Source organism: Pseudoxanthomonas sp. SL93 (genome assembly GCF_026625825.1).
In the GTDB taxonomy this organism is placed as follows: Bacteria; Pseudomonadota; Gammaproteobacteria; order Xanthomonadales; family Xanthomonadaceae; genus Pseudoxanthomonas_A.
Window position 1 is genome coordinate 3,492,135 of sequence record NZ_CP113065.1, and the last position, 19,636, is coordinate 3,511,770.

Genomic DNA, 19,636 nt, shown 5'->3' on the forward strand with positions numbered 1-19,636 from the left:
GGGGAGCATGCGGGGAACTGTAAAATGCACCGCCACGGTGCGCTTTCCCCATCCCGTCCCTGCGTTTTGCCGGATCTGTCCTTTGGATGCGGCCTAGGCGTTCAGGCACATGACGGGTCGCTGGCCTCCGCGCACTATCCGCCCCGATGCCACGACCTCCCGAGCCCCCACCACCGCTGCCGTCCGACTGCCTCAGGGTCGGCGAATGCCATGTCGACATCCCGCTCCGCGAGGTGCGGGCGGTGGGCGCGCGCCGTCCTGCGCGGATCACGCCCAAGTCCATGGGCGTGCTGCTGGTGCTGGTGGAGAATGCGGGACGCGTGGTGTCGCGCGATGCCCTGCTGGCAGAAGTCTGGCCGGACACACTGCCCACCAACGACGTGGTGACGCAGGCCATCACGCAGCTGCGCAAGGCGTTCGGTGAAGGCCGCGACGAGCCGCGCTATATCGAAACCATTGCGAAAAGCGGCTATCGCCTGCTCGCCGAGGTGGACTGGTTGCCGGCATCCGAGCGCCCCGCCACGACGCCCGCTATGCCAGATGCCCCGGCGGTCGAAGCACCGCCCGCCCGCGAGCCTTCCGACGACAGCGACGGCTCCGGCAGTGCCGCCGCCGATCCGGAACGCCGGCCGCCGGTGTCCCTGCACCGGCGATGGGTCTGGGGGATGGCGCTGGGCGCGCTGGCGCTGGTGTTGCTGGGGGTTGGGCTGTGGCTGGGCCTGCAGCGGGACGCCCCCCAGGTGGGCCAGGCGGCGCCGGGGCTGCCGCTGGTGCCTGCCTCGCGCCCGTACCGGCTCATCACCTCGGCACCGGGATTCGAGCTTTCGCCCTCGCTGTCGCCGGACGGCTCGCAGGTGGCCTACCTGGCCAGTCCCACCGAGGAACTGGCCGGCACGGCTGTGCTGGTGCAGACCACGGAGCCCGCGCAACCCCGCACGCTGACGTTCCCGCCGGAAGGCGCCTGGGACAGCAATCCGGAGTGGTCGCCGAACGGCCGCGAGATCGCTTTCCTGCGCCGGTTCCCGGGTGAGGACTGCCGCATCATGGCGGTGCCGGCCAGTGGCGGCGACCCGCGGGTGCTCGCCGAGTGCGACCCCGCCAATCGCCCGAGCTTCGACTGGACGCCGGATGGCAACGGTCTGATCTTCAGCAGTTCGCTGGGCGGGGGCGAGCCCGGGCTGCGCCTGCTGGCGCTGGCAACCGGCCAGTGGCACTCGCTGCGATACGGCGCCACCGCGCAGGACGTGGACACCGCGCCCCGCTATTCCCCCGACGGCAAATGGATCGGCTTCGTCCGCAACACACCGCTGGGCGACCTGTGGCGCATCCCCGCGAAAGGGGGTCCGGCGGAGCGACTGACCCGGCAACGGGCGGAGTTCCGCGGCTGGGACTGGGCGCCCGATGGCCAGTCCATCGTGTTCGGCCGGCGCGTGGACAGCCATACCCGGCTTTACCGGTTGGTGCTGGACGACGGCAGCGTGCACGACCTGGGCATCGAGGATGCGCAGGCACCGGCGATGGCCGCCAAGATCGGGCAGGTCGCCTTCGTCCAGCGCAAGCCCCAGTTCGGCATCTACCGGATCGCATCCGACCCGGGCGCGGAAAACGGCGCCAGGGCGGCAACCCAACTCTTCGCCTCCACTGGTCGCGACACGTTGCCGTCGATTGCGCCGGACGGGCGCCAACTGGTGTTCACCTCGGACCGCTCCGGGGAATTCGCACTGTGGTGGGCCGACCTGCAGCGGCCGGCGTCACTGCGGCCCATCGAAGGCATCCGTCCGGAATCGCGTCACCTGCCGATGTGGTCGCCGGACAGCCGGCACCTGCTGGTGATCGGCACCGATGCGCGGGGACAGTACGGCCTGCATGAGGTGAACCCGGCCAATGGCCAGCTGCGCCGGTTGCCGGTGCCGGTGGCGTCGGAAGAACTCCTGTTCGCCGCCTACATGCCCGATGCTGACCAGTTGCTGGTGATCGCGGGCAAGGGCGACGGCCAGCAGCTGGTGCTTTATGACCGCCGTGGGTCGCCGTGGCGGAGCCTGGCCGTCATCGATGGCGTGTCCTTCGCGCGCGCGGACGTGGCGCAGGGGCGGGTGCTGTTCACCCGCATGGCGCGGGACGGCCTGTGGCAGGCGGACTTGGCGCTGAGCCCGGCCAGCATCCGCCAGGTGGATGGCAACCGCCCGGCCAGCCAGCGCTACCGGACCTGGACCGTGACCGAGGACGGGCAGGTGGAGTATCTGGAGTCGTTGCCCGGCTGTTATGTCAGCCTGCGGCACATCGGCCTGGGCCGGTCACATCCCGCGCCCCGTTGCCTCGAAGCCACCCACCTGGCCACCATCAACGGATTCAGCGCGCATGCGCGCGAACGGGTCACCTACGTCGCCATGGCGGTCAACGATGGTTCCGACATCGGCTTCATGCCGCTGGAGATGGACGCCGAACCCTCCGCATCCGGTGGCGCAGGCTATTGATTGGAAAGGAGTTAGTGTTTTCGTAAGTCTTTCGTAACGGGTATCGCGAAGATTTCGCGCAACTCTCCCGCAAATTTCCTGCGGGTTCCGTGCGTCTCGGGCAAATGAAACGCCCATTACACGCAAAGCGGAACGACCGATGGAGCAAACACTGTGGGGGGACCGGGGCCAGCTGGTGAAGCTGGAGCCGTCGGAATCGAATGACCAGACCGGCTGCGTGGCGGTGTCGCGGCTGGGCAATGCCCAGGTCGGGGCCGAACTGTTCTCGGTCTGGGTGCAGCTTCGCGGGGCCTCGTGGGTGGAGGCGAAGGAAGGCCGTTTCCGGCTGCGGCGTGGGCACTGGATCGCGCTGGAAAAAGATTCCAAGCCATTGGTCCAGACCGACCGCTACGGCCTGTGCCTGGGCGTGACGCTCAGCATGGAGGGCCTGCGCGCCATGGCGCGCTTCGCCGACAGCCCGCTGTACGCCGGGCGTGGGCGCCTGAACCGTCGCGACGCCCTGACCCTGGTGAGGCTGTGGCGGGAAGCGGGTCGCCGTGCGCAGGACGGCGCCGACATCAGCGCGCTGCGTCCGCTGCTGCTGCACCTGGCCGGCGTGCAGCAGGAGTTTTCCGAATTCATCCAGCGCTGCCCGGGCCGTTCGCGCAACCGCAAGCGCCAGGTGTTCGGCCGCCTGCAGCGCGCGCGCCTCTATCTGGAAGGCAACTGCGACCGCGTGGTACGCATCAGCGAACTGGCCGAACTGACCAGCTTCTCCAGCTGGTACTTCTCGCGCACGTTCTACAGCCTGTACGACGAAAGCCCGCAGGCCGCGGCGGCGCGCATGCGGCTGGAACACGCCGCGGAGCTGCTGCGCAACACCTCGATGATGGTGGGTGAAGTGGCGGCGGCATCGGGCTTCGACAACTGCTGCAGCTTCGCGCGGGCGTTCCGCGCGCGCTTCGGCACCTCGGCCAGTCGCTATCGCTCCTCGCTGGTGCCGTCCAGGACAGACTCGGCAAAGTCATCGGCCGCTGCCCGCAAAGCAGTGACGCGGACCGGAACGTAAGTTTGCAAGGCGTTTTAACACGCCCATAACGCTACACGTTCCTCTGAGGAGAGATTGAATGAACCATCGTAGTCCGCGTCAGGCGATGCGGGTCGGCTTGCTGCCGGCCGGTATTGCCATCGCATTGGTCCCGGCGTTCGCAATGGCGCAGGACGCCACCGATTCGTCCAGCACCACCACGCTCGACCGCCTTGAAGTGACGGGCTCGCGCATCCGCGGCGCCGACATGGAGACGCAGCAGCCGATCGTCACGCTGAGCCGCCAGGATATCGAGAAGCAGGGCTTCACCTCGGTCGCCGACATCCTGCAGAACCTGACGTCGGCCGGTTCGCCGGCGATCTCGCGCTCCGACGCGCTCGCTTCCGGCGAGAACGTGGGCGGTTACTACATCGACATCCGCAACCTGGGCGCGCAGCGCACCCTGATCCTGCTGAACGGCAAGCGCCTGGGCGCGACCACGTCCGGCTTCCAGGATCTGAGCCAGGTGCCGATGTCGGCCATCGACCGCGTCGAGATCCTGAAGGACGGCGCATCGGCCATCTATGGTTCGGACGCCATCGCGGCCGTGGTCAACGTGATCACCCGCAAGCGTTTCGACGGCGCCGAAGCCGAAGCCTACGTGGGCCAGTACAGCCAGGGCGACGGTGAGACCCAGACGTATTCGTTCACCACGGGTTCGACCAACGACCGTGGCGGCACGACGCTGTCGGTCGAGTACTCCAAGCAGGAACCGGTGTTCGCTCGCGACCGCGATTTCAGCAAGTTCGGCAACGCCGGCCCTGATTATCCGGGTTCGGGCTGGAGCCCGGTCAGCCAGAACGGTTCCTGGTTCGGCCCCTGCGGCACCGGCGGCGCCGATGCCTGGTGCACCCTGCGTGACGGTGGCAACCCGAACAATCTGGCGGACTACGTGCCGCACACGGCCGACTACAACGCCAATGCCAACCTGCAGATGATGCTGATGACCGGCATCGAGCGTCGTTCGGTGTTCGCCAACTCGAACTACGACGTGACCGACAACATCACGTTCAACGCCGACATCCTGTACAACCACCGCATCACCGACCAGCAGATCGCCGGTTACCCGTACCAGTCGGGCGCGTTCGACACCCCGCTGTCGGGTGACAGCGCGTTCAACCCGCTGCCGGGCACCGACATCGACTTCCGTCGTCGTCTGTGGGAAGTGCCGCGCACCACGCGCAGCGAGCTGGAAACCTACCGCTTCGCCGGTGGCTTCGCCGGCTTCTTCGAGATGGGCGGCAACACCTGGGACTGGGACGTCGGTGCGCTGATCAACCGCAACAACACCACCAAGACCGGTCACGGCGACGCCAGCCTGATCGCCACGCGCCAGGCACTGGGCCCGTCGTTCATCAACGCCGAGGGTGTCGCGCAGTGCGGTACCGCCGCCAACCCGATCGCATTGGGCGCCTGCCGTCCGTGGAACCCGCTGCTGCCGAACGGCGTGGCCGGCCAGGGCTCGCTGTCCGATCCGGACCTGCAGCGCTTCCTGTTCCCGTACTACACCGACACCGGCACCACCCGCACCACCAGCTACACCGCCAACCTGGCCGGTTCGCTGTTCGAACTGCCGGCGGGCGACCTGGGCATCGCGGTGGGTTACGAGCACCGCCGTGAGCAGGGCCGCTTCGTGCCGGACGCGTTCGCGCAGTCGGGCGAGAGCACCGGCCTGGCCGCGACCACCACCGAAGGCGATTACTCGCTGGACGAGTTCTACATGGAACTCAACATCCCGGTGCTGGCCGACATGGCGTTCGCCAAGGAACTGACCATCAACCTGGCCAGCCGTTACTCCGACTACAGCAACTTCGGTGACACGCTGAACAGCAAGTTCGGTTTCACCTGGCGCCCGATGGACGAGCTGCTGGTCCGTGGTACCTACGCCGAAGGCTTCCGCGCGCCGACGATCTCCGACCTGTACGGCGGCATCGGCAGCAGCTTCGAGTCGTACACCGATCCTTGCGGTACCGGTGCGGTGAACAGCGTCAACGGCAATGCCGCCTGTAATGCAGCGGGCGTCCCGCTGGGTTACGTGCAGCTGGGCCAGGGCCTGGTGCCCTGCACGGCCTACCCGTGCCAGACGCCGGACCAGTTCATCAGTGGCTCGGATCCGAACCTGCTGCCGGAAACCTCCGAGAGCCGCACCGTCGGTGTGGTGTGGAGCCCGCGCTGGGTGGAAGGCCTGGACATTTCGCTCGACTGGTACAACTACCAGCTGACCGATATGATCATCGAGGACAGCGTCGACCGCATCCTGCGCGACTGCTACGTGCTGGGTAACGCCGCACGCTGCAACGGCGTGGTCCGCGGCGCCGACGGCCACATCACCGACCTGTTCTACGGCCTGGCCAACCTGGGCGAGATGGAAACGGAAGGCTGGGACCTGGGCGTCAAGTACCGCCTGCCGGAACTGTCCGTGGGCCAGTTCGCCATCGACTGGCAGACCTCCTACGTCAGCAAGTACGACGAAGCGGGCGAGAACAGCGACGGCGAGCCGATCACCATCGGTCGCGTCGGCGAGCCGGGCATCTTCCGCGTGCGCTCCAACATGGGCGTGAGCTGGGAGAAGGACAGCTTCGGCGTGGCGTACACCGCGCGTTACTACTCGGGCATGAACGAGGCGTGCGTGGCCGGTCGTCCCTGCAACAACCCGGACCGCTACCAGAACGGCGAAGGTGCAGCCCAGCGTCAGACGGGTTCCAACACCTTCCACGATCTGCAGCTGAGCTGGAAGGCCCCGTGGAATGCCACCATCGCCGTGGGTGCCAACAACGTGTTCGACCACGAAGGTCCGATCATGTTCACCTCGCCGAACAGCGACTTCGCCTACTACGGCGGCTTCGACATCGGTCGTTACGTGTACATGAAGTACCAGCAGCGCTTCTGATCCCTGATCAGTGCGTTGTCGCTTGACTGCTACGGCCCCGGAAGGGGCCGTAGTTTTTTGCGGCGTGGCATGCGGCCAGAAAAAAGCCGCCCATCGGGCGGCTTTTTCGTTGCGTCGTCCTGTGGATCAGAACTTGTGCTTGTCGTTCTCGGGCTGGTCGGCCTGGCGGGCGATGGCGTCCAGCAGCACGGCCTTGGCTTCGGCGGCGTTGCCCCAGCCATCCAGCTTCACCCACTTGCCCTTCTCCAGGTCCTTGTAGTGCTCGAAGAAGTGGCCGATGCGCTCCAGCCAGTGCGGGCTGACCTGGTCGATGTCGTGGATGTGGCTGTAGCCGGAGAAGATCTTGTCCACCGGCACGGCCAGCAGTTTCTCGTCGCTGCCGGCTTCGTCGCTCATGCGCAGCACGCCGACCGGACGGCAGCGGATCACCGAGCCGGGGATCAGCGGCAGCGGCAGCACCACCAGCACGTCGGCCGGGTCGCCGTCGCCGCACAGCGTGTGCGGCACGTAGCCGTAGTTGCAGGGGTAGCGCATCGGGGTGGACAGGATGCGGTCGACGAAGATCGCGCCGCTGGCCTTGTCCACTTCGTATTTCACCGGCTCGGAGTCCTTGGGGATCTCGATGATGACGTTGATTTCGTCCGGCGGGTTCTTGCCGGCGCTGACCAGATCCAGGCCCATTGCGTGCTCCGAGGGGGTGCGGTGAAAGAGGGCCCGCATTTTACGCGGTTGGCTGTTGCGGCGCAGCAGCGCCCGCCGGATCTGGCCGAATATCACCGCCGCGGGCGTGATAAAGCCTGTCCTTCAGCTTTCCGGGCCTAGAATCCGCCCCCCATGGTCCCTTTCCCGCGCGCCGCCTGGCTGTTGCTCCCCGTTCTGGCCCTGGCCAGCGCGGAGGCCGGTGCGCGCACGGTCTACCGTTGCGTGAAGGGCGGCACGGTCAGCCTGGCCACGGCGCCCGAACCGGGCTCTAAGTGCACGGCGAAGGAGCTCGACGACAACGCCGTGGCGCAGCCCAACCTGTGGGGATCGATGGGCGTGTTCAGCGGCACCCTGTACGAGCGCGAGCAGGACGGCCAGCTGGTCTATTCCACCCGCAATCTTCCCGGCTCGCGGGTCTACCTGAAGTTCACCGTGCAGACGCCCCCGGGCGAACCCGCGCATCCGGGCCTGGGCAAAGTCGGCAAGCCCCGCCTCAACATGTATCCGGCCGAGTTCAAGGCGGCCGCGCGCACCACCGGCGTGGACGATGCCTGGTTGCGCGCGGTGGCGCACGCCGAGAGCGACTTCGACGCGAAAGCGGTGTCTCCGAAGGGCGCGATGGGCGTGATGCAGCTGATGCCCGATGTCGCCAAGGAGTACGGCGTCGCCGATCCGTTCTCGTCCGGCCAGTCCATCACCGCCGGCGCGCAGCATCTGCGCCAGCTGATGCGGCGGTACAAGGGCGACCTGACCCTGGTGGCGGCCGCATACAACGCCGGCATCGGCACGGTATCGCGTTACGGGGGCGTGCCACCGTACGCGGAGACGCAGGAATACGTGGCCAAGGTCACCGCCCTGTACGAACTCTACCTGCGTGCCATGGGCCGCAAGCAGGCGCCCGAACGCCCCGCGCTCTGACGCATGCACCGTGCGTCGGCGCGCGCCGATGCTTAAGCCTTTCTTCACCCGCTCGCGTCGCGCGCACGGCTAGGGTGTCCATGACGCAGCCCTTCCCGGTTGCGGAGGAGGCTGTCATGAAAACGCGCCGCGTATTCAGCGCACCCGACCTGGACACGGCCGAGCACGCACTGCACGCCGCCCTGGACATGGGCATCCGGCCCGACCATGCGGCCCTCGTGGGCGACGCCGACATCGAGATGACGCGCATGCCCGATCACGAAAAGGAAGGCTCTCCCACCGATTTCATTCCCGCCGCGTTGCGGGGACTGGTCGGCGGCGGCGTGGTCGGCCTGGCCTTCGGCCTGCTCGCCATGGCGGTGCCCGTCACCGGCATCCCGTGGCAGGCCGTCCTGCTGACCACGGTGGTGGGCGCGCTGGTCGGGGGCTGGGCGTCGGCACTGGCGGGCTCCTCGGTGCCCAGCGAGGTGCGCCGCGACTACCGGACCGAGATCGAGGCGGGCCAGGTGCTGGTGGTCATCGACGAGGAAGATGAAGCCCTGCTGGAGCGTGCCAGCCGCGCGGTGGCGGCCGCCGGCACGCAGCCGCTCAGGCTGGTCCACCACGGCCTGTTGCACTGACTCGCGCCGGCCGCCGCGGCGGGACTATCATCGCCGCTGATGAATTTCGCGGGGAGTTCCCATGCGGCAATGGCTGATGGCGGTGGGCTTGGTGGTGGCGGCGACGGGCGCGTTGGCGCAGTCGGCGGCTGCACCGGTGTGGGAGAAGTTCGGTGCCGACGTGCCGGCGGGTGATGCCGTGCCGTTGTCACAGGCATTGGCCGATGCCGCCGCGCACGAAGGACAGCCGCGCAAGTTCCGCGGCCGCATCACCGACGTCTGCCAGAAGAAGGGCTGCTGGGTGATGCTGGAGGACAACGGCCGCAGTGCGCGTGTCCTGATGGGTGACCATGACTTCTACGTGCCCAAGGATGTACGTGGCCCTGCCGAAGTCCATGGCGTGCTGTCGCGCGTGACCCTGTCGCCGGCGGCGCGCGAGCACACGGCCAAGGAAGCCGCGACAGGGGGCGCGGTGCCGGAGATCGAGTACCGCATCGTCGCGGAAGGCGTGCAGGTCCTCGCGGACGATCCCGGCGCCTGAGTCGACGCCGCGTCAGCGGATTTCACCGGACTCGATGATGCGGGTCCCCGGCGATGCGGTCAGCACGGCGGCCAGCAGGACATCGGCCACGCGTTCGGCCGGTACCACCCGATAGCGAAGCGGCAGTACCGGGTCCAGCGCATTCAGCGCGAGTGATGCCAGCCATTCGCCCGTGCGCCGCTGCGGGCGCTCCCCGCCCAGCAGCCCCGGCCGGACGAACGTCAGCGAGTCGAAACCGCAAGCCTGCAGGTCGCGTTCCAGCTCTCCCTTGGTGCGCGAGTAGAAGATGCGCGACGTCGGGTCGGCGCCCATGGCCGACACCAGGCCGTAAGTGCGCGCACCGTGGGCCTGCGCATGCCGGGCCACGTCCAGTGGATAGGCGTGGTCGACCCGCCGGAAGGCGTCCTTCGAGCCGGCATCGCGGATCGTGGTGCCCAGCGCGCAGATCACCGCGTCCACCTGCCACCAGTCCGCATCGGCGGGAAGGGCATCGAAATCGACAACCGGATTGAGCAGCCCCGCCTGTGCGGGGAGGGGGCGACGGGTAGGTGCGACCAGTCGGCTCACGCGTGGAGACGCGAGCGCTCTTTGCAGCACGGCACGTCCCACCAGGCCGGTGGCACCTGCCAGCAGGATGCGGGTCATGGCGTCTCCTGGGCGGCATGCAGTGCCGCGCACCGTCATGATGCCTGAGTACGCGGGCATGCCGTGTGCGGGTGCATCGGGTACGCTTGCAGGCTCTGCGTGCCGATGCCTGCGCGCGACTGACGGATCACCGTGGACCTGCGCACCGACCCTCGCGACACGATTTCCCGTACGCCCTGGTGGCGCACCGTGCACATGCACTGCGTCATTGCCATCGGGGATGCCTGCAAGAGCGGGGACAGCCTCTTCGTGGGCTGCGGAACCGCGTCCGCATGAATCTTCCTCTTCATCTGGGCTTCCTCGGCGCCCTGGAAGCCGGCGTCATCGCCTTCGTGATCGGCCTGCTGTGTTTCCTGCTGTGGCAGTGGCTGTGCCGGATGATGGCCTGGTCGGTGGGTCACGTGATCGGCTGGGCCTGCGTCACCGCCGTCATCATCAGTGCCGGCATCGACACCTGGAACCTGTTCTACCTGGGCATGATGAAGCTGGAATCCCCGCTCTACGCCCGCCTTGCACTGCAGGGCATCCACGATGCGGACGCGTTGGGTGCACGCGTGATCTGCGAACTGACCGGCGCACTCTCCGGCGTCGCCATGGGTTGGCAATGGTTCAGCAAGAAAAAGCGTGAAGACGATGCGGTCCAGAGCGACGGAAAAACGCCTTCCTAACGACAAAATCCGGCACGCGTCACGCAATCCGTCCTTCCACAACATCCGGCTCACGACGCACTAACGAAGCGTGTAGCGGATGCGTTTCGACGAGTGGTTAAGCAGGCGTGCACGTTCATTTCAGTACGCAAGTTTCGTTCAGTGGTGGCTTTGCATGGTGGGGTCGTGCGCAATCGGACGCACTCCCAACACACGGAGCAGACCCCATGAAGAACACCAACCGCAAGCCGCTGATTGCCCTGGTCGCCCTGAGCGCCGCGCTGGCCATGCCGCTGGCATTCGCCCAGGAGAAGACCGAAGACGCCGCCACGCAGGCGCAGACCGAGCAGACCCAGTCCACCGACCAGTCGGCCACGGGCTCGGCGACGCAGTCGCCCACCCAGAGCACGCAGGCAGCGGGCCAGAGCAAGCAGGGCTGGGCGGATGTCGATACCGATGGTGATGGTTCCATCAGCAAGCAGGAAGCCGCCGCCAACGCCGGCCTCAGCCAGGTGTTCGACCAGGCCGATGCCGACACCGATGGCAAGCTGACCGCCGATGAATACAAGGCGTTCGTCAGCAAGAACTACGGCGACCCGCAGAAGTAAGCCGCCCCTGCCCACGCGCCCGTGGGCTGACCGTGAACAGGGCGGCCACGTGCCGCCCTGTTTTCTTCCGGAATGCGCGACAGCGCCGTAACCCTGTCAGGAACCCGCCGATGAAACGTCTGTTGGCCCCATCCCGCATCGCCGTGCTGGCGATATTGCTTGCAGCCCATCCGCTGGTCCATGCGCAGGCCTCCGGCGCTGATCCCGCGACGACGGGCACGCCAGCGCCCAAGCCGTTCGAGGAACTCGACACCAACGCGGACGGCGCCATCAGCAAGGACGAGGCAGCGGCCGATCCGGCGCTGGTCCAGCTGTTCGGCACGCTGGACAAGGATGCCGATGGCCGCCTGACGGCGGAGGAATACGCCGACTACGTGCCGTTGGCCACGGATTGATCCCGGGGCGAGGCTCGCCGCGCAGTGATGGACCCATCCAACCCCTCTTTGGAGATCCCCATGAAACGTTCCCCCACTTCATTCACCCGCCTTGCGCTTTCGCTGGGCATCGCACTCGCCGGCGCAGGACTGCTGACCGCCTGCAACCCGTCGCCGGATGAAGTCGCCCCGCCGACTGCCGCGCCGGAACCGGTCGAGACGGTGCCGCCCGCCGACAACATGACGCCGCCGGCGCCCACGCCCACCGATCCCGCCGTACCGGCGCCGACCGATCCGAACCTGCCGCCGCCGGCCAACCCCAACGCGCGCCCGCCGACCGATACGCCGCCGCCGACGGACCAGCCTGCAGCATCTAACGGCGGTTGAACGGCCAGTCGTCCGTTTCAGGAAGCAACATCAACCGGGGCCGTCGGCAACCTTGTGCAGGTGTGCCGACGGCCCCGGCGTGCTGACGTCACCCCGCGACTTGCTATCCTGCGCACCCTTTGACGGAGACGGGTGATGGCAGGCATTCGCTGGGTGGGCTTCGATGGCGATGACACGCTGTGGAAGAGCGAGGATTACTACCGGAAGGCCGAGGCCGATTTCGAAGCGATCCTCGGCGCGTACATCGATCTTTCGGATGCACGAACGCACCGGCACCTGCTGGACGTCGAGCGCCGCAACCTGAAGATCTTCGGCTACGGGGTGAAAGGCATGACCCTGTCGATGCTGGAGTCCGCCATCCAGCTGACCGATGAGCGCATCAGTGCGAGCGACCTGCACCGCATCATCGAGATCGGCAGGGCAACCCTTCAACATCCGGTGGAACTGCTGCCCGGCATCCGTGAAGCGGTGGAAGCCATCGCCCGCGACCACGAGATCGTCCTGATCACCAAGGGTGACCTGTTCCACCAGGAAGCGAAGATCGCGCTGTCGGGCCTGGCCGACCTGTTCCATCGCATCGAAGTCGTGTCCGAGAAGGACGAAGCCACGTACGCGCGCGTGCTGCATGAATTGCCGGTGGAACCGGCCCGGTTCGCGATGATCGGCAATTCGCTGCGTTCCGACATCGAGCCGGTGCTCGCTTTGGGCGGGTGGGGTGTGCACATGCCATACCACGTCACCTGGGCCCTTGAAGCCGAACATGGCGTGCATGCCGATGCCCCGCGCCTGCGCGTGGTCGAACACGCCGGCCAATTGCCCGATGCGCTGGCACTGATCGAGGCATCGCAGGGCCCATAAGCGCGACGCAATTCGCACTCCGCGACCGCAGCCTTAACCCGCGTTGTACGCCGCCGGAGTGTTAACGTTTTCACAGGCTCGGGTTAAATACGCGTTCACCCGGCGAAGTCCATCGTCTGTCCACGCCCGAAGCGAATACCTGCCCGGGAAACACACATGGAGATGAGACATGGCCAGCTTTTCCTTCGCCCGCCTGTTTGCCCCCGCCCTGCTGGCTGCCGGTCTCGGCCTGGCGGCGCTGACGCCTTCGCAGGCGCGCGCCGATGATGATCTGGTCAGGGTGATCGTGGGTATCGCCGACGTGGTCTACCACGGCGGGCACCCCTATTACCGCCATGGCCACTATGGTCCGCACGACCGCCTGATCGTGGTGCGCGACCGTTATCACCGCCCCACCTACTATCGTTATGCACCGCGCGTGGTCCATTACGGTCCGCCGCGCCATGCCCCCGCCTACGGCTACTACAAGAAGCCGCGCCACCATGGCCACTACGTGCGCTATGACGATCGCCGTTATCGCGACTACGGCCGCTACGACGACCGTCGTCGTGACCGCTGGGACGACGATCGCGATGACCGCCGCCATGATCGCCACGATCGTCGTGGTCGCGGGCGCGACTGACCGGATCGCCCGCTGACCACCGGCGGGCGGAGTGGGGCACAATGCTCCGATGCCTCCTCTCCGCCCGCACCTGCTGTGGATCACGTGCCTGCTGGGCCTGATGTGGGTAACCGAAGTGCGGGCACAGGCGTCGTTCAACTATGCGCCGGCCTCCGGCGACCCGGTGGTCGACCGCTACCTTGCCGACATCAACGAATACGCCAGCCGCTATCCCGCCGCATTCGCCGACGAAATGGGCCGCTACTACATGGTGCCGCGGGCCTATGTGGAAGCGATGCAGGAGCAGCCGGACTGGGCGGCAGGCGATATCTACATGGCCTGCGCACTGGCGCAGGTGGCAGGGCAGCCCTGCCGCGCCGTGGTGCGCGAGTGGTCACGCGACCATGCGGGCGGATGGGAAGCGGTAGCCGAGCGCCTGCAGGTGCCGCCGGGCACGCCGCAATTCCGTCGCCTGCGCAAATCACTCGATGACACCTATCGCCGCTGGGAGCGACCCGCGCCGTCTCCCTGACGGACCGTCAGCCGTCGCCTGTTACCGGATCACGGCACCTTGCGCGCATACATGATCAGCAACACCAGATCGTCATCGCCATCCTGCCGGATGCCGTGCGTGCTGCCGGGACGCGTCAGCATGGCGTCGCCGGCTTGTACGACCTGTGCCGTGCCATCCAGCTCGTAGACGCCACGCCCGCTGAGCACGTAGTAGATCTCGTCCTTATGGTGCTGGTGCAGGCCGATGCCGGCGCCCTTGTGAAGCACGCGCTTGCGGAACTCGAACCCCATCGCGGGCGCATCGCGGAAGAAGGGGTAGGCCGTGGTGGTGCCGGCGCCACCGTGCGGGCCGGGCTGCTGGACCGCCAGGTCGCGTTCGTGCACGACCAGCGACGGGTGTGGCTGCGCCTTGCGGTCGGCAAGGGCCGTGGCCGGCGCCCCGCAATCCGTATCGCGCTTCACGTGGGCGCCCAGCGCGGGATCGACCTGCTTCCAGCCTGCCACCACCAGGCACGCCACCATCACCGCACCGCGCGTCTGGAAATGCGTGTCGTCGGTTTGCTGCTGCGCGGGTACGTGCATGAAATACGGCTTGGATGCCTCATCGCCCTGCGCGCGCAGCCAGTCCATGCTCAGCGCGGTCAGGTCGATCAGCGCGACGTGTTCGCGCGCTGCGAGGTCACGCACCGCCTGTGCATACACGCCGTGCGTGTCCAGCAGCTGGCCACGGTCGAACTTGCGGCGCGCCACCGGCGTGACCAGGATCGGCGTTGCCCCTTTCTTCCGCGCCAGCGCTAGATAGCGGCCCAGCCATTCGGGAAAGGCCTTCGCAGGCTCGTTGTAGCGCGTGGGGTCTTCGATCTTGGCGTCGTTGTGGCCGAACTGGATCAGCAGCACGTCGCCGGCACGCATGTCCTTCGCCATGCCGTCGAACCAGCCTTCATCCACGAAGCTGCGCGAACTGCGGCCGCTCCGGGCATGGTTGCGGACGACATAGCCGTCATCCAGGAAGGTCTGCAGCTGCTGGCCCCAGCCTTCACGCGGGGCACGTTCCGGCCCGTACTCGCTGGCGGTCGAATCACCGGCGATGAAGACCTGTCGGGGTGGCGGCGATGCTGCCTGCGCAAGAGTGGAGAAGGCGCAGGCCAGCAGGGCCAGGGACAGCGCGGGTCTGAGCATGCCGACCACCGGTTGTGGAAGAAAGATGACGCGGACCGCAAGGGAGAGGGAGCGCGCGGCCCGCGTCGTTGAAGCGATGGGTCAGCGCGCCAGCCAGCCGCCGTCCACGGGGATGATCGCGCCATTGACGTAGTCCGATGCACGCGAAGACAGGAAGACCGCGGTGCCGCCCAGGTCCGACGGCTCGCCCCAGCGCCCCGCCGGGATGCGGTCCAGGATCGCCTTGTTGCGGTCTTCGTCCGCGCGCAGCTGCGCGGTGTTGTCGGTGGCCATGTAGCCGGGCGCAATGGCGTTGATGTTGATGCCCTTGTTGCCCCACTCGTTGGCCAGCAGGCGCGTGATGCCGGCGATGCCCGACTTGCTGGCCGTGTACGACGGCACGCGGATGCCGCCCTGGAACGACAGCATCGAGGCGATGTTGATGATCTTGCCGCTGCCCTGCGCGATGAAGTGCCTGCCCGCCGCCTGCGACATGAAGAAGGCCGACTTGATGTTGACGTTCATCACGTCGTCCCAGTCCTTCTCGCTGAAATCGACCGCGTCGGCGCGACGGATCAGGCCGGCGTTGTTGACCAGGATGTCCAGCCCGCCCAGGCCGCTGACGGTCTCGGCGACGATGCGCTCCACCGGCTCGATGCTGATCAGGTTGGCGTCGATGTTGATGAAGCGGCGGCCAAGCGCCTTCACCTTGGTTTCGGTTTCGCTGGCCGGCACGATGCCGGCGGCGGCGATGTCCGCACCGGCTTCGGCCAATGCCAGCGCCACGCCCTGGCCCAGGCCGGTGTTGGCACCGGTGACCAGCGCGATCTTGCCTTCGAGACTGAACGGATTGCTTGCCATCGTGGTATTCCCTCGGGTGATGGTGGCGCCGGGTGCAACGTGTGGTGGCGCGGGTGGCGTTGCGGACGCTTACTTGAGCTGGCAGATGTCCAGCACGTGCATGTCGGTGTAGTCCAGGTTCTCGCCGCCCATCGCCCAGATGAAGCAGTAGTTGCTGGTGCCCGATCCCATGTGGATCGACCACGGCGGCGACACGACGGCTTCGTCGTTCTGCACGACGATGTGACGCTGCGCGTCCGGTTCGCCCATGAAGTGGTAGACGCGGTCGTTGTCGGCCAGGTCGAAGTAGAAGTACACCTCGCTGCGGCGGTCGTGCAGGTGCGGCGGCATGGTGTTCCAGACGCTGCCGGTCTTCAGCACGGTCAGGCCCAGCAGCAGCTGCGAGGACTGGCAGGTGGCCGGCACGATGTACTGGTAGATGGTGCGCTCGTTGCTGGTTTCCAGCGCGCCGCGCTCCAGCGCCACCGCATCCTTGATCGCCAGCGCCTTGGTCTCGAAGCGCGCATGCGCCGGCGTGGAGGTCAGGTAGAACTTGGCCGGGTTGGCGGCGTCGTCGGACTCGAACGCCACGTCGGCGCTGCCCATCGCCACGTACAGGCCGTCCTTCGGGCCCAGCGTGTAGACGGTGCCGTCGACGGTGACCTTGCCCGTGCCCTGGCCGACATTGATCACGCCCAGTTCGCGACGCTCCAGGAACGGCTTGCCGGCGGCGGATGCGGGCTCGGTCTGGCGCGGCAGGTCGACCTTCTTCGCCACGGGGGCGGCACCGCCGATCACGAAGCGCTCGTTGTGCGAGTAGTTCAGCTGCACCGTGTCGGCCACGAACAGGCTGCCGATCAGGTAACGGTCGCGCAGCTGGTCGTTGCTGGCGCCGGCCATCATGTCGGGGTGGGTGGCGTGGTAGGTCTTGCAGAACATGGTCAGGCTCCGTGGATGGCGGCGCCGACGGATCGGGCGCAGGCCGGATGGGGTGGGGCGATTCTAATGGCTTTGGTAACCGGTGTCATTTTGCGGTGCGGGATAAGGCTGTGATGGGTGATCGGTGATTTCAGGAAAGCGGCTTGCGCGGGCTTCTGGCGCCGGCCCTTACGAATCGCCCATCACCCATCACCTCACTCCGGCGGCTGCGAGGAGTCACGGATGATCAGGTGCGGGCGGATGCTGGCGGCGGCCAGCGCGGGCGCGCCTTCCGGCTGGATGAGCATGGCGGCGGCGATGCGACCGGTGTCGCGCGTGTGACGCCGCACCGACGTCAGCGACGGCCACAAGCGGGAAGCCAGCGGGCTGTCATCGAAGCCGACCACCGACAACTGGCGCGGAATGCTGATGCCCGCACGCAGGGCCACCTTGTAGACGCCGGCGGCCATTTCGTCGTTGCCGGTGAAGATGGCGGTGGGGCGGTTCTTGCCGGACAACAGTTTCTCCGCCGCCACCACGCCCGATTCGAACGTATAGCCGGCTTCGATGATGCGCGACTTGGGCAGTTCGATGCCGCGCTGGGCGAGCGCATCGACGAAGCCCGACGTGCGTTCGATCGCCGAGCGGTAGGCACTGGGGCCGGTGATCAGGGCGATGTCGGTGTGGCCCAGCGAAAGCAGGTATTCCGCGGCTTCCGCAGCCCCGTTGCGGTCGTGGGTCACCACCATGCGCGAAGGTTCGTCCATCGACACCGAGGCGATGCGGCTGTAGCGGCAGCCGATCTCGGCCAGCATGTCGGCCAGCGCCTGGTCTTCGGAGGCGCGCGGCACCAGCATCACGCCGTGCAGCTTCTGCTGCTGCACGAAGCGGCGCACGCCGTCGATGTAGCCGGGGCTGCGGCTGTCGCACGGATGCACGACCAGCTCGAAGCCGGAGTCGCGCAACGCGTCCAGCGCGCCGTACTGCATGTTGACGATGTACTGGGCGGTCGGGTTGTCGTAGACCATGCCGATCAGGAACGAGCGGCGGAAGGCCAGGCCGCGCGCCATCGGGTCCGGCACGTAGCCCACTTCCCGCATCAGGGCTTCCACCTTGTCGCGGGTGTCCTTACGGACCAGCGGCGAGTGGTTGATGATGCGGGAGACCGTCTTCTTCGAAACGCCCGAGAGCCGCGCGATGTCGTTGATGGTCGCCGCCTTGCCGCCGGTCGGGCGGGGGGCGGGGCTTTCGGGTTTGTTGCGCGCGGGCATGGGGCGGGAACGGCCTTGGACAGGGTGGCGTGACGGGATTCTAGCGGTTGGGGTCAGTCCAGCGCGCGGTAGCGGAAATTACGGAACTGCACCTGCCCTTGGCCCGCGGCATACAGCGACGGCTTCAAGGCCAGGAAGCCACCGGCCACGTTGTGGTGGTACCCCGAGACTTCCATCTGGACCGGATACTTGGTCCAGGCCTTGCCGTCGGTGCTGGTATGGAACGTGACGATATGGCGGTTGTGGGTGACCCGCAGCCACAGCTTCCCGCCCTTGGTGCTGGGTTTGAGGGTGCCGGGGCGTTCCAGTCCGTACCGGTGCATGACGAACTGCTCGCCATTGCTGCCCACGCCCGCGTACAGGCGGTCGTTGTAGAACAGCACGGCGCCGCCCTGCGCGCCCGGTTCGATGTCCATCTCCACTTCGAACTGGTAGGCCAGGTCCGCGGCGATGACGCCCAGCGGAGAGCTGTCGCGCGGCGCACTGCCCTTGCCGCGCAGGCTCAGTACGCCGTCCCCGACGGTGACGCGGGCGGCTTCCGTCGGGCCCGGATCGTAGAAGGCCCACTGCGGCCCGAGCTTGCCGGCGCGGAAATCATCCGACAGCGCCATGCCGTGCTGGCCCAATGACGCGCCCGCCGGCTTGCGCAGCGGCTGGCTCAGGTCGCCGCCCTTGGCAACGAACCAGCCATCGTCGGTCCATTCGATCGGATCCAGCAGCGCCTGCCTGCCCAGTGTCCAGAAATCCCGTTCGTAACCGTGGTAGATCATCCACCACTGGCCCGCCGCGTCTTCCACCAGCGTGGCGTGGCCGCGCGACCACCAGTACTGGTCGCGCGAGGTGGTACGCACGACCGGATTGTTCGGCGCGTTCTGCCACGGCCCGTGGATGGAACGCGAACGCGCGACGATCACCATGTGGCCGGTCGGCGGGCCGGCGGTGCCGCCCACGGCGGTGATCATGTAGTACCAGCCATTGCGGAAGGTGATCTTGGGGCCTTCCTGCGCGTAGCCCTCCACGTCCCACGACTCCGGATAGCGCCAGCCGTCATAGACATGCTTCACCTCGCCCACGGTGCTCAGGCCATCGGCGGCGAGCTGCACGTAGTCGCCGGCACTGAGGAACAGGTAACGCTTGCCGTCCTCGCCGACCGCATGGCCCGGATCGATGTGGCCCGGCAGGCCGATGTCGATCGGTTCGCTCCAGGGCCCGCGGATATCGTCGGCCCACACCACGAAGTTGCTGCGTCGCGGCGATTCCGTACCGCCCACGCGCGCGGGAAAATAGATGTAATAGCGACCCTTGTGCTTGACCAGGTCCGGCGCCCAGATCGAGCCGACGTTGCGGGTGATGGCATGGCCGATCGGTTGCCAGTTGACCAGGTCACGTGAGTGCCACAGTGGCAGGCCGGGGTAGGCGGTGAAGGACGACAGGGTGAGGTAGTAGTCCTCGCCGTCCTTCAGCACGGACGGATCGGGCCGGTCGCCGGCGAGCACGGGATTGAGGAACGTGCCATCGCCAAGGTCGGCCTGGCGCTGATGCTCGATGCCACGTTTCCACGCGGGCGCGGAGGCGCCTTCGGCCGCGCATGCCATGGCAGGGGCCAGCAGCCACAGCGCTGCGAAC

The 19,636-nt window shown here is 67.2% G+C and carries 20 protein-coding genes; 13 read left to right on the plus strand and 7 right to left on the minus strand.

What is annotated here, in order from left to right; genetic code table 11:
- The first annotated feature begins 146 nt into the window (after positions 1-146).
- From OVA13_RS16290 to OVA13_RS16300, 3 genes are all read left to right on the plus strand, one after another.
- Positions 147-2,474 carry a winged helix-turn-helix domain-containing protein gene (locus OVA13_RS16290; protein ID WP_267791501.1) on the plus strand — a complete coding sequence of 776 codons (2,328 nt, stop codon included), beginning with the start codon at positions 147-149 and terminating at the stop codon, positions 2,472-2,474.
- 139 nt (positions 2,475-2,613) lie between these two features.
- Positions 2,614-3,522, plus strand: a complete 909-nt coding sequence (locus tag OVA13_RS16295) for a helix-turn-helix domain-containing protein (RefSeq protein ID WP_267791502.1) — start codon at positions 2,614-2,616, stop codon at positions 3,520-3,522.
- A 58-nt stretch (positions 3,523-3,580) separates the two neighbouring features.
- Positions 3,581-6,430: a TonB-dependent receptor plug domain-containing protein gene (locus tag OVA13_RS16300; RefSeq protein ID WP_267791503.1), complete on the plus strand. Its 2,850-nt coding sequence runs from the start codon at positions 3,581-3,583 to the stop codon at positions 6,428-6,430.
- A gap of 126 nt (positions 6,431-6,556) precedes the next feature.
- On the opposite strand, the gene ppa is transcribed toward OVA13_RS16300, so the two are convergent.
- Complete coding sequence (gene ppa / locus OVA13_RS16305) at positions 6,557-7,111, minus strand: inorganic diphosphatase (RefSeq protein ID WP_267791504.1); 555 nt, start codon at positions 7,109-7,111, stop codon at positions 6,557-6,559.
- Between the two features lie 153 nt (positions 7,112-7,264).
- Between ppa and OVA13_RS16310 the strand changes: the two genes are divergently transcribed.
- The 3 genes from OVA13_RS16310 to OVA13_RS16320 all read left to right on the plus strand — a co-directional run bounded on the left by OVA13_RS16310 (position 7,265) and on the right by OVA13_RS16320 (position 9,190).
- The gene (locus OVA13_RS16310) at positions 7,265-8,050 is read left to right on the plus strand and encodes a lytic transglycosylase domain-containing protein (protein ID WP_267791505.1); all 786 of its coding nucleotides are present in this window, start codon (positions 7,265-7,267) and stop codon (positions 8,048-8,050) included.
- Between the two features lie 116 nt (positions 8,051-8,166).
- Complete coding sequence (locus tag OVA13_RS16315) at positions 8,167-8,670, plus strand: hypothetical protein (protein ID WP_267791506.1); 504 nt, start codon at positions 8,167-8,169, stop codon at positions 8,668-8,670.
- A gap of 61 nt (positions 8,671-8,731) precedes the next feature.
- Positions 8,732-9,190 carry a DUF4920 domain-containing protein gene (locus OVA13_RS16320; RefSeq protein WP_267791507.1) on the plus strand — a complete coding sequence of 153 codons (459 nt, stop codon included), beginning with the start codon at positions 8,732-8,734 and terminating at the stop codon, positions 9,188-9,190.
- A gap of 12 nt (positions 9,191-9,202) precedes the next feature.
- Here the strand turns inward: OVA13_RS16320 and OVA13_RS16325 are convergent, their stop codons facing one another.
- The gene (locus OVA13_RS16325) at positions 9,203-9,835 is read right to left on the minus strand and encodes an NAD(P)H-binding protein (RefSeq protein ID WP_267791508.1); all 633 of its coding nucleotides are present in this window, start codon (positions 9,833-9,835) and stop codon (positions 9,203-9,205) included.
- A gap of 272 nt (positions 9,836-10,107) precedes the next feature.
- Between OVA13_RS16325 and OVA13_RS16330 the strand changes: the two genes are divergently transcribed.
- The 7 genes from OVA13_RS16330 to OVA13_RS16360 all read left to right on the plus strand — a co-directional run bounded on the left by OVA13_RS16330 (position 10,108) and on the right by OVA13_RS16360 (position 13,842).
- On the plus strand, positions 10,108-10,503 hold the full coding sequence (locus OVA13_RS16330; protein ID WP_267791509.1) for a hypothetical protein: 396 nt from the start codon (positions 10,108-10,110) through the stop codon (positions 10,501-10,503).
- A 206-nt stretch (positions 10,504-10,709) separates the two neighbouring features.
- The gene (locus OVA13_RS16335) at positions 10,710-11,090 is read left to right on the plus strand and encodes an EF-hand domain-containing protein (protein ID WP_267791510.1); all 381 of its coding nucleotides are present in this window, start codon (positions 10,710-10,712) and stop codon (positions 11,088-11,090) included.
- A 110-nt stretch (positions 11,091-11,200) separates the two neighbouring features.
- On the plus strand, positions 11,201-11,485 hold the full coding sequence (locus tag OVA13_RS16340) for an EF-hand domain-containing protein (protein WP_267791511.1): 285 nt from the start codon (positions 11,201-11,203) through the stop codon (positions 11,483-11,485).
- 60 nt (positions 11,486-11,545) lie between these two features.
- A complete protein-coding gene (locus tag OVA13_RS16345; protein ID WP_267791512.1) occupies positions 11,546-11,851 on the plus strand; it encodes a hypothetical protein in 306 nt (101 codons plus the stop codon).
- A gap of 135 nt (positions 11,852-11,986) precedes the next feature.
- The gene (locus tag OVA13_RS16350; protein WP_267791513.1) at positions 11,987-12,709 is read left to right on the plus strand and encodes an HAD family hydrolase; all 723 of its coding nucleotides are present in this window, start codon (positions 11,987-11,989) and stop codon (positions 12,707-12,709) included.
- A gap of 169 nt (positions 12,710-12,878) precedes the next feature.
- On the plus strand, positions 12,879-13,331 hold the full coding sequence (locus OVA13_RS16355) for a hypothetical protein (protein WP_267791514.1): 453 nt from the start codon (positions 12,879-12,881) through the stop codon (positions 13,329-13,331).
- A 49-nt stretch (positions 13,332-13,380) separates the two neighbouring features.
- On the plus strand, positions 13,381-13,842 hold the full coding sequence (locus tag OVA13_RS16360; RefSeq protein ID WP_267791515.1) for a hypothetical protein: 462 nt from the start codon (positions 13,381-13,383) through the stop codon (positions 13,840-13,842).
- A 29-nt stretch (positions 13,843-13,871) separates the two neighbouring features.
- On the opposite strand, the gene OVA13_RS16365 is transcribed toward OVA13_RS16360, so the two are convergent.
- The 5 genes from OVA13_RS16365 to OVA13_RS16385 form a co-directional block, all read right to left on the minus strand.
- Entirely contained in the window at positions 13,872-15,029 is a 1,158-nt protein-coding gene (locus OVA13_RS16365) for a cupin domain-containing protein (protein ID WP_267793557.1), read from the minus strand.
- A 54-nt stretch (positions 15,030-15,083) separates the two neighbouring features.
- A complete protein-coding gene (kduD, locus tag OVA13_RS16370; RefSeq protein WP_267791516.1) occupies positions 15,084-15,842 on the minus strand; it encodes a 2-dehydro-3-deoxy-D-gluconate 5-dehydrogenase KduD in 759 nt (252 codons plus the stop codon).
- Between the two features lie 69 nt (positions 15,843-15,911).
- Positions 15,912-16,766, minus strand: coding sequence for a 5-dehydro-4-deoxy-D-glucuronate isomerase (kduI, locus tag OVA13_RS16375; protein ID WP_267793558.1), 855 nt, complete (start codon positions 16,764-16,766; stop codon positions 15,912-15,914).
- A gap of 188 nt (positions 16,767-16,954) precedes the next feature.
- Positions 16,955-18,010: a LacI family DNA-binding transcriptional regulator gene (locus tag OVA13_RS16380; RefSeq protein WP_267791517.1), complete on the minus strand. Its 1,056-nt coding sequence runs from the start codon at positions 18,008-18,010 to the stop codon at positions 16,955-16,957.
- A gap of 53 nt (positions 18,011-18,063) precedes the next feature.
- Positions 18,064-19,605, minus strand: a complete 1,542-nt coding sequence (locus OVA13_RS16385; RefSeq protein ID WP_267793559.1) for a family 43 glycosylhydrolase — start codon at positions 19,603-19,605, stop codon at positions 18,064-18,066.
- Between the last annotated feature and the right edge of the window lie 31 nt (positions 19,606-19,636).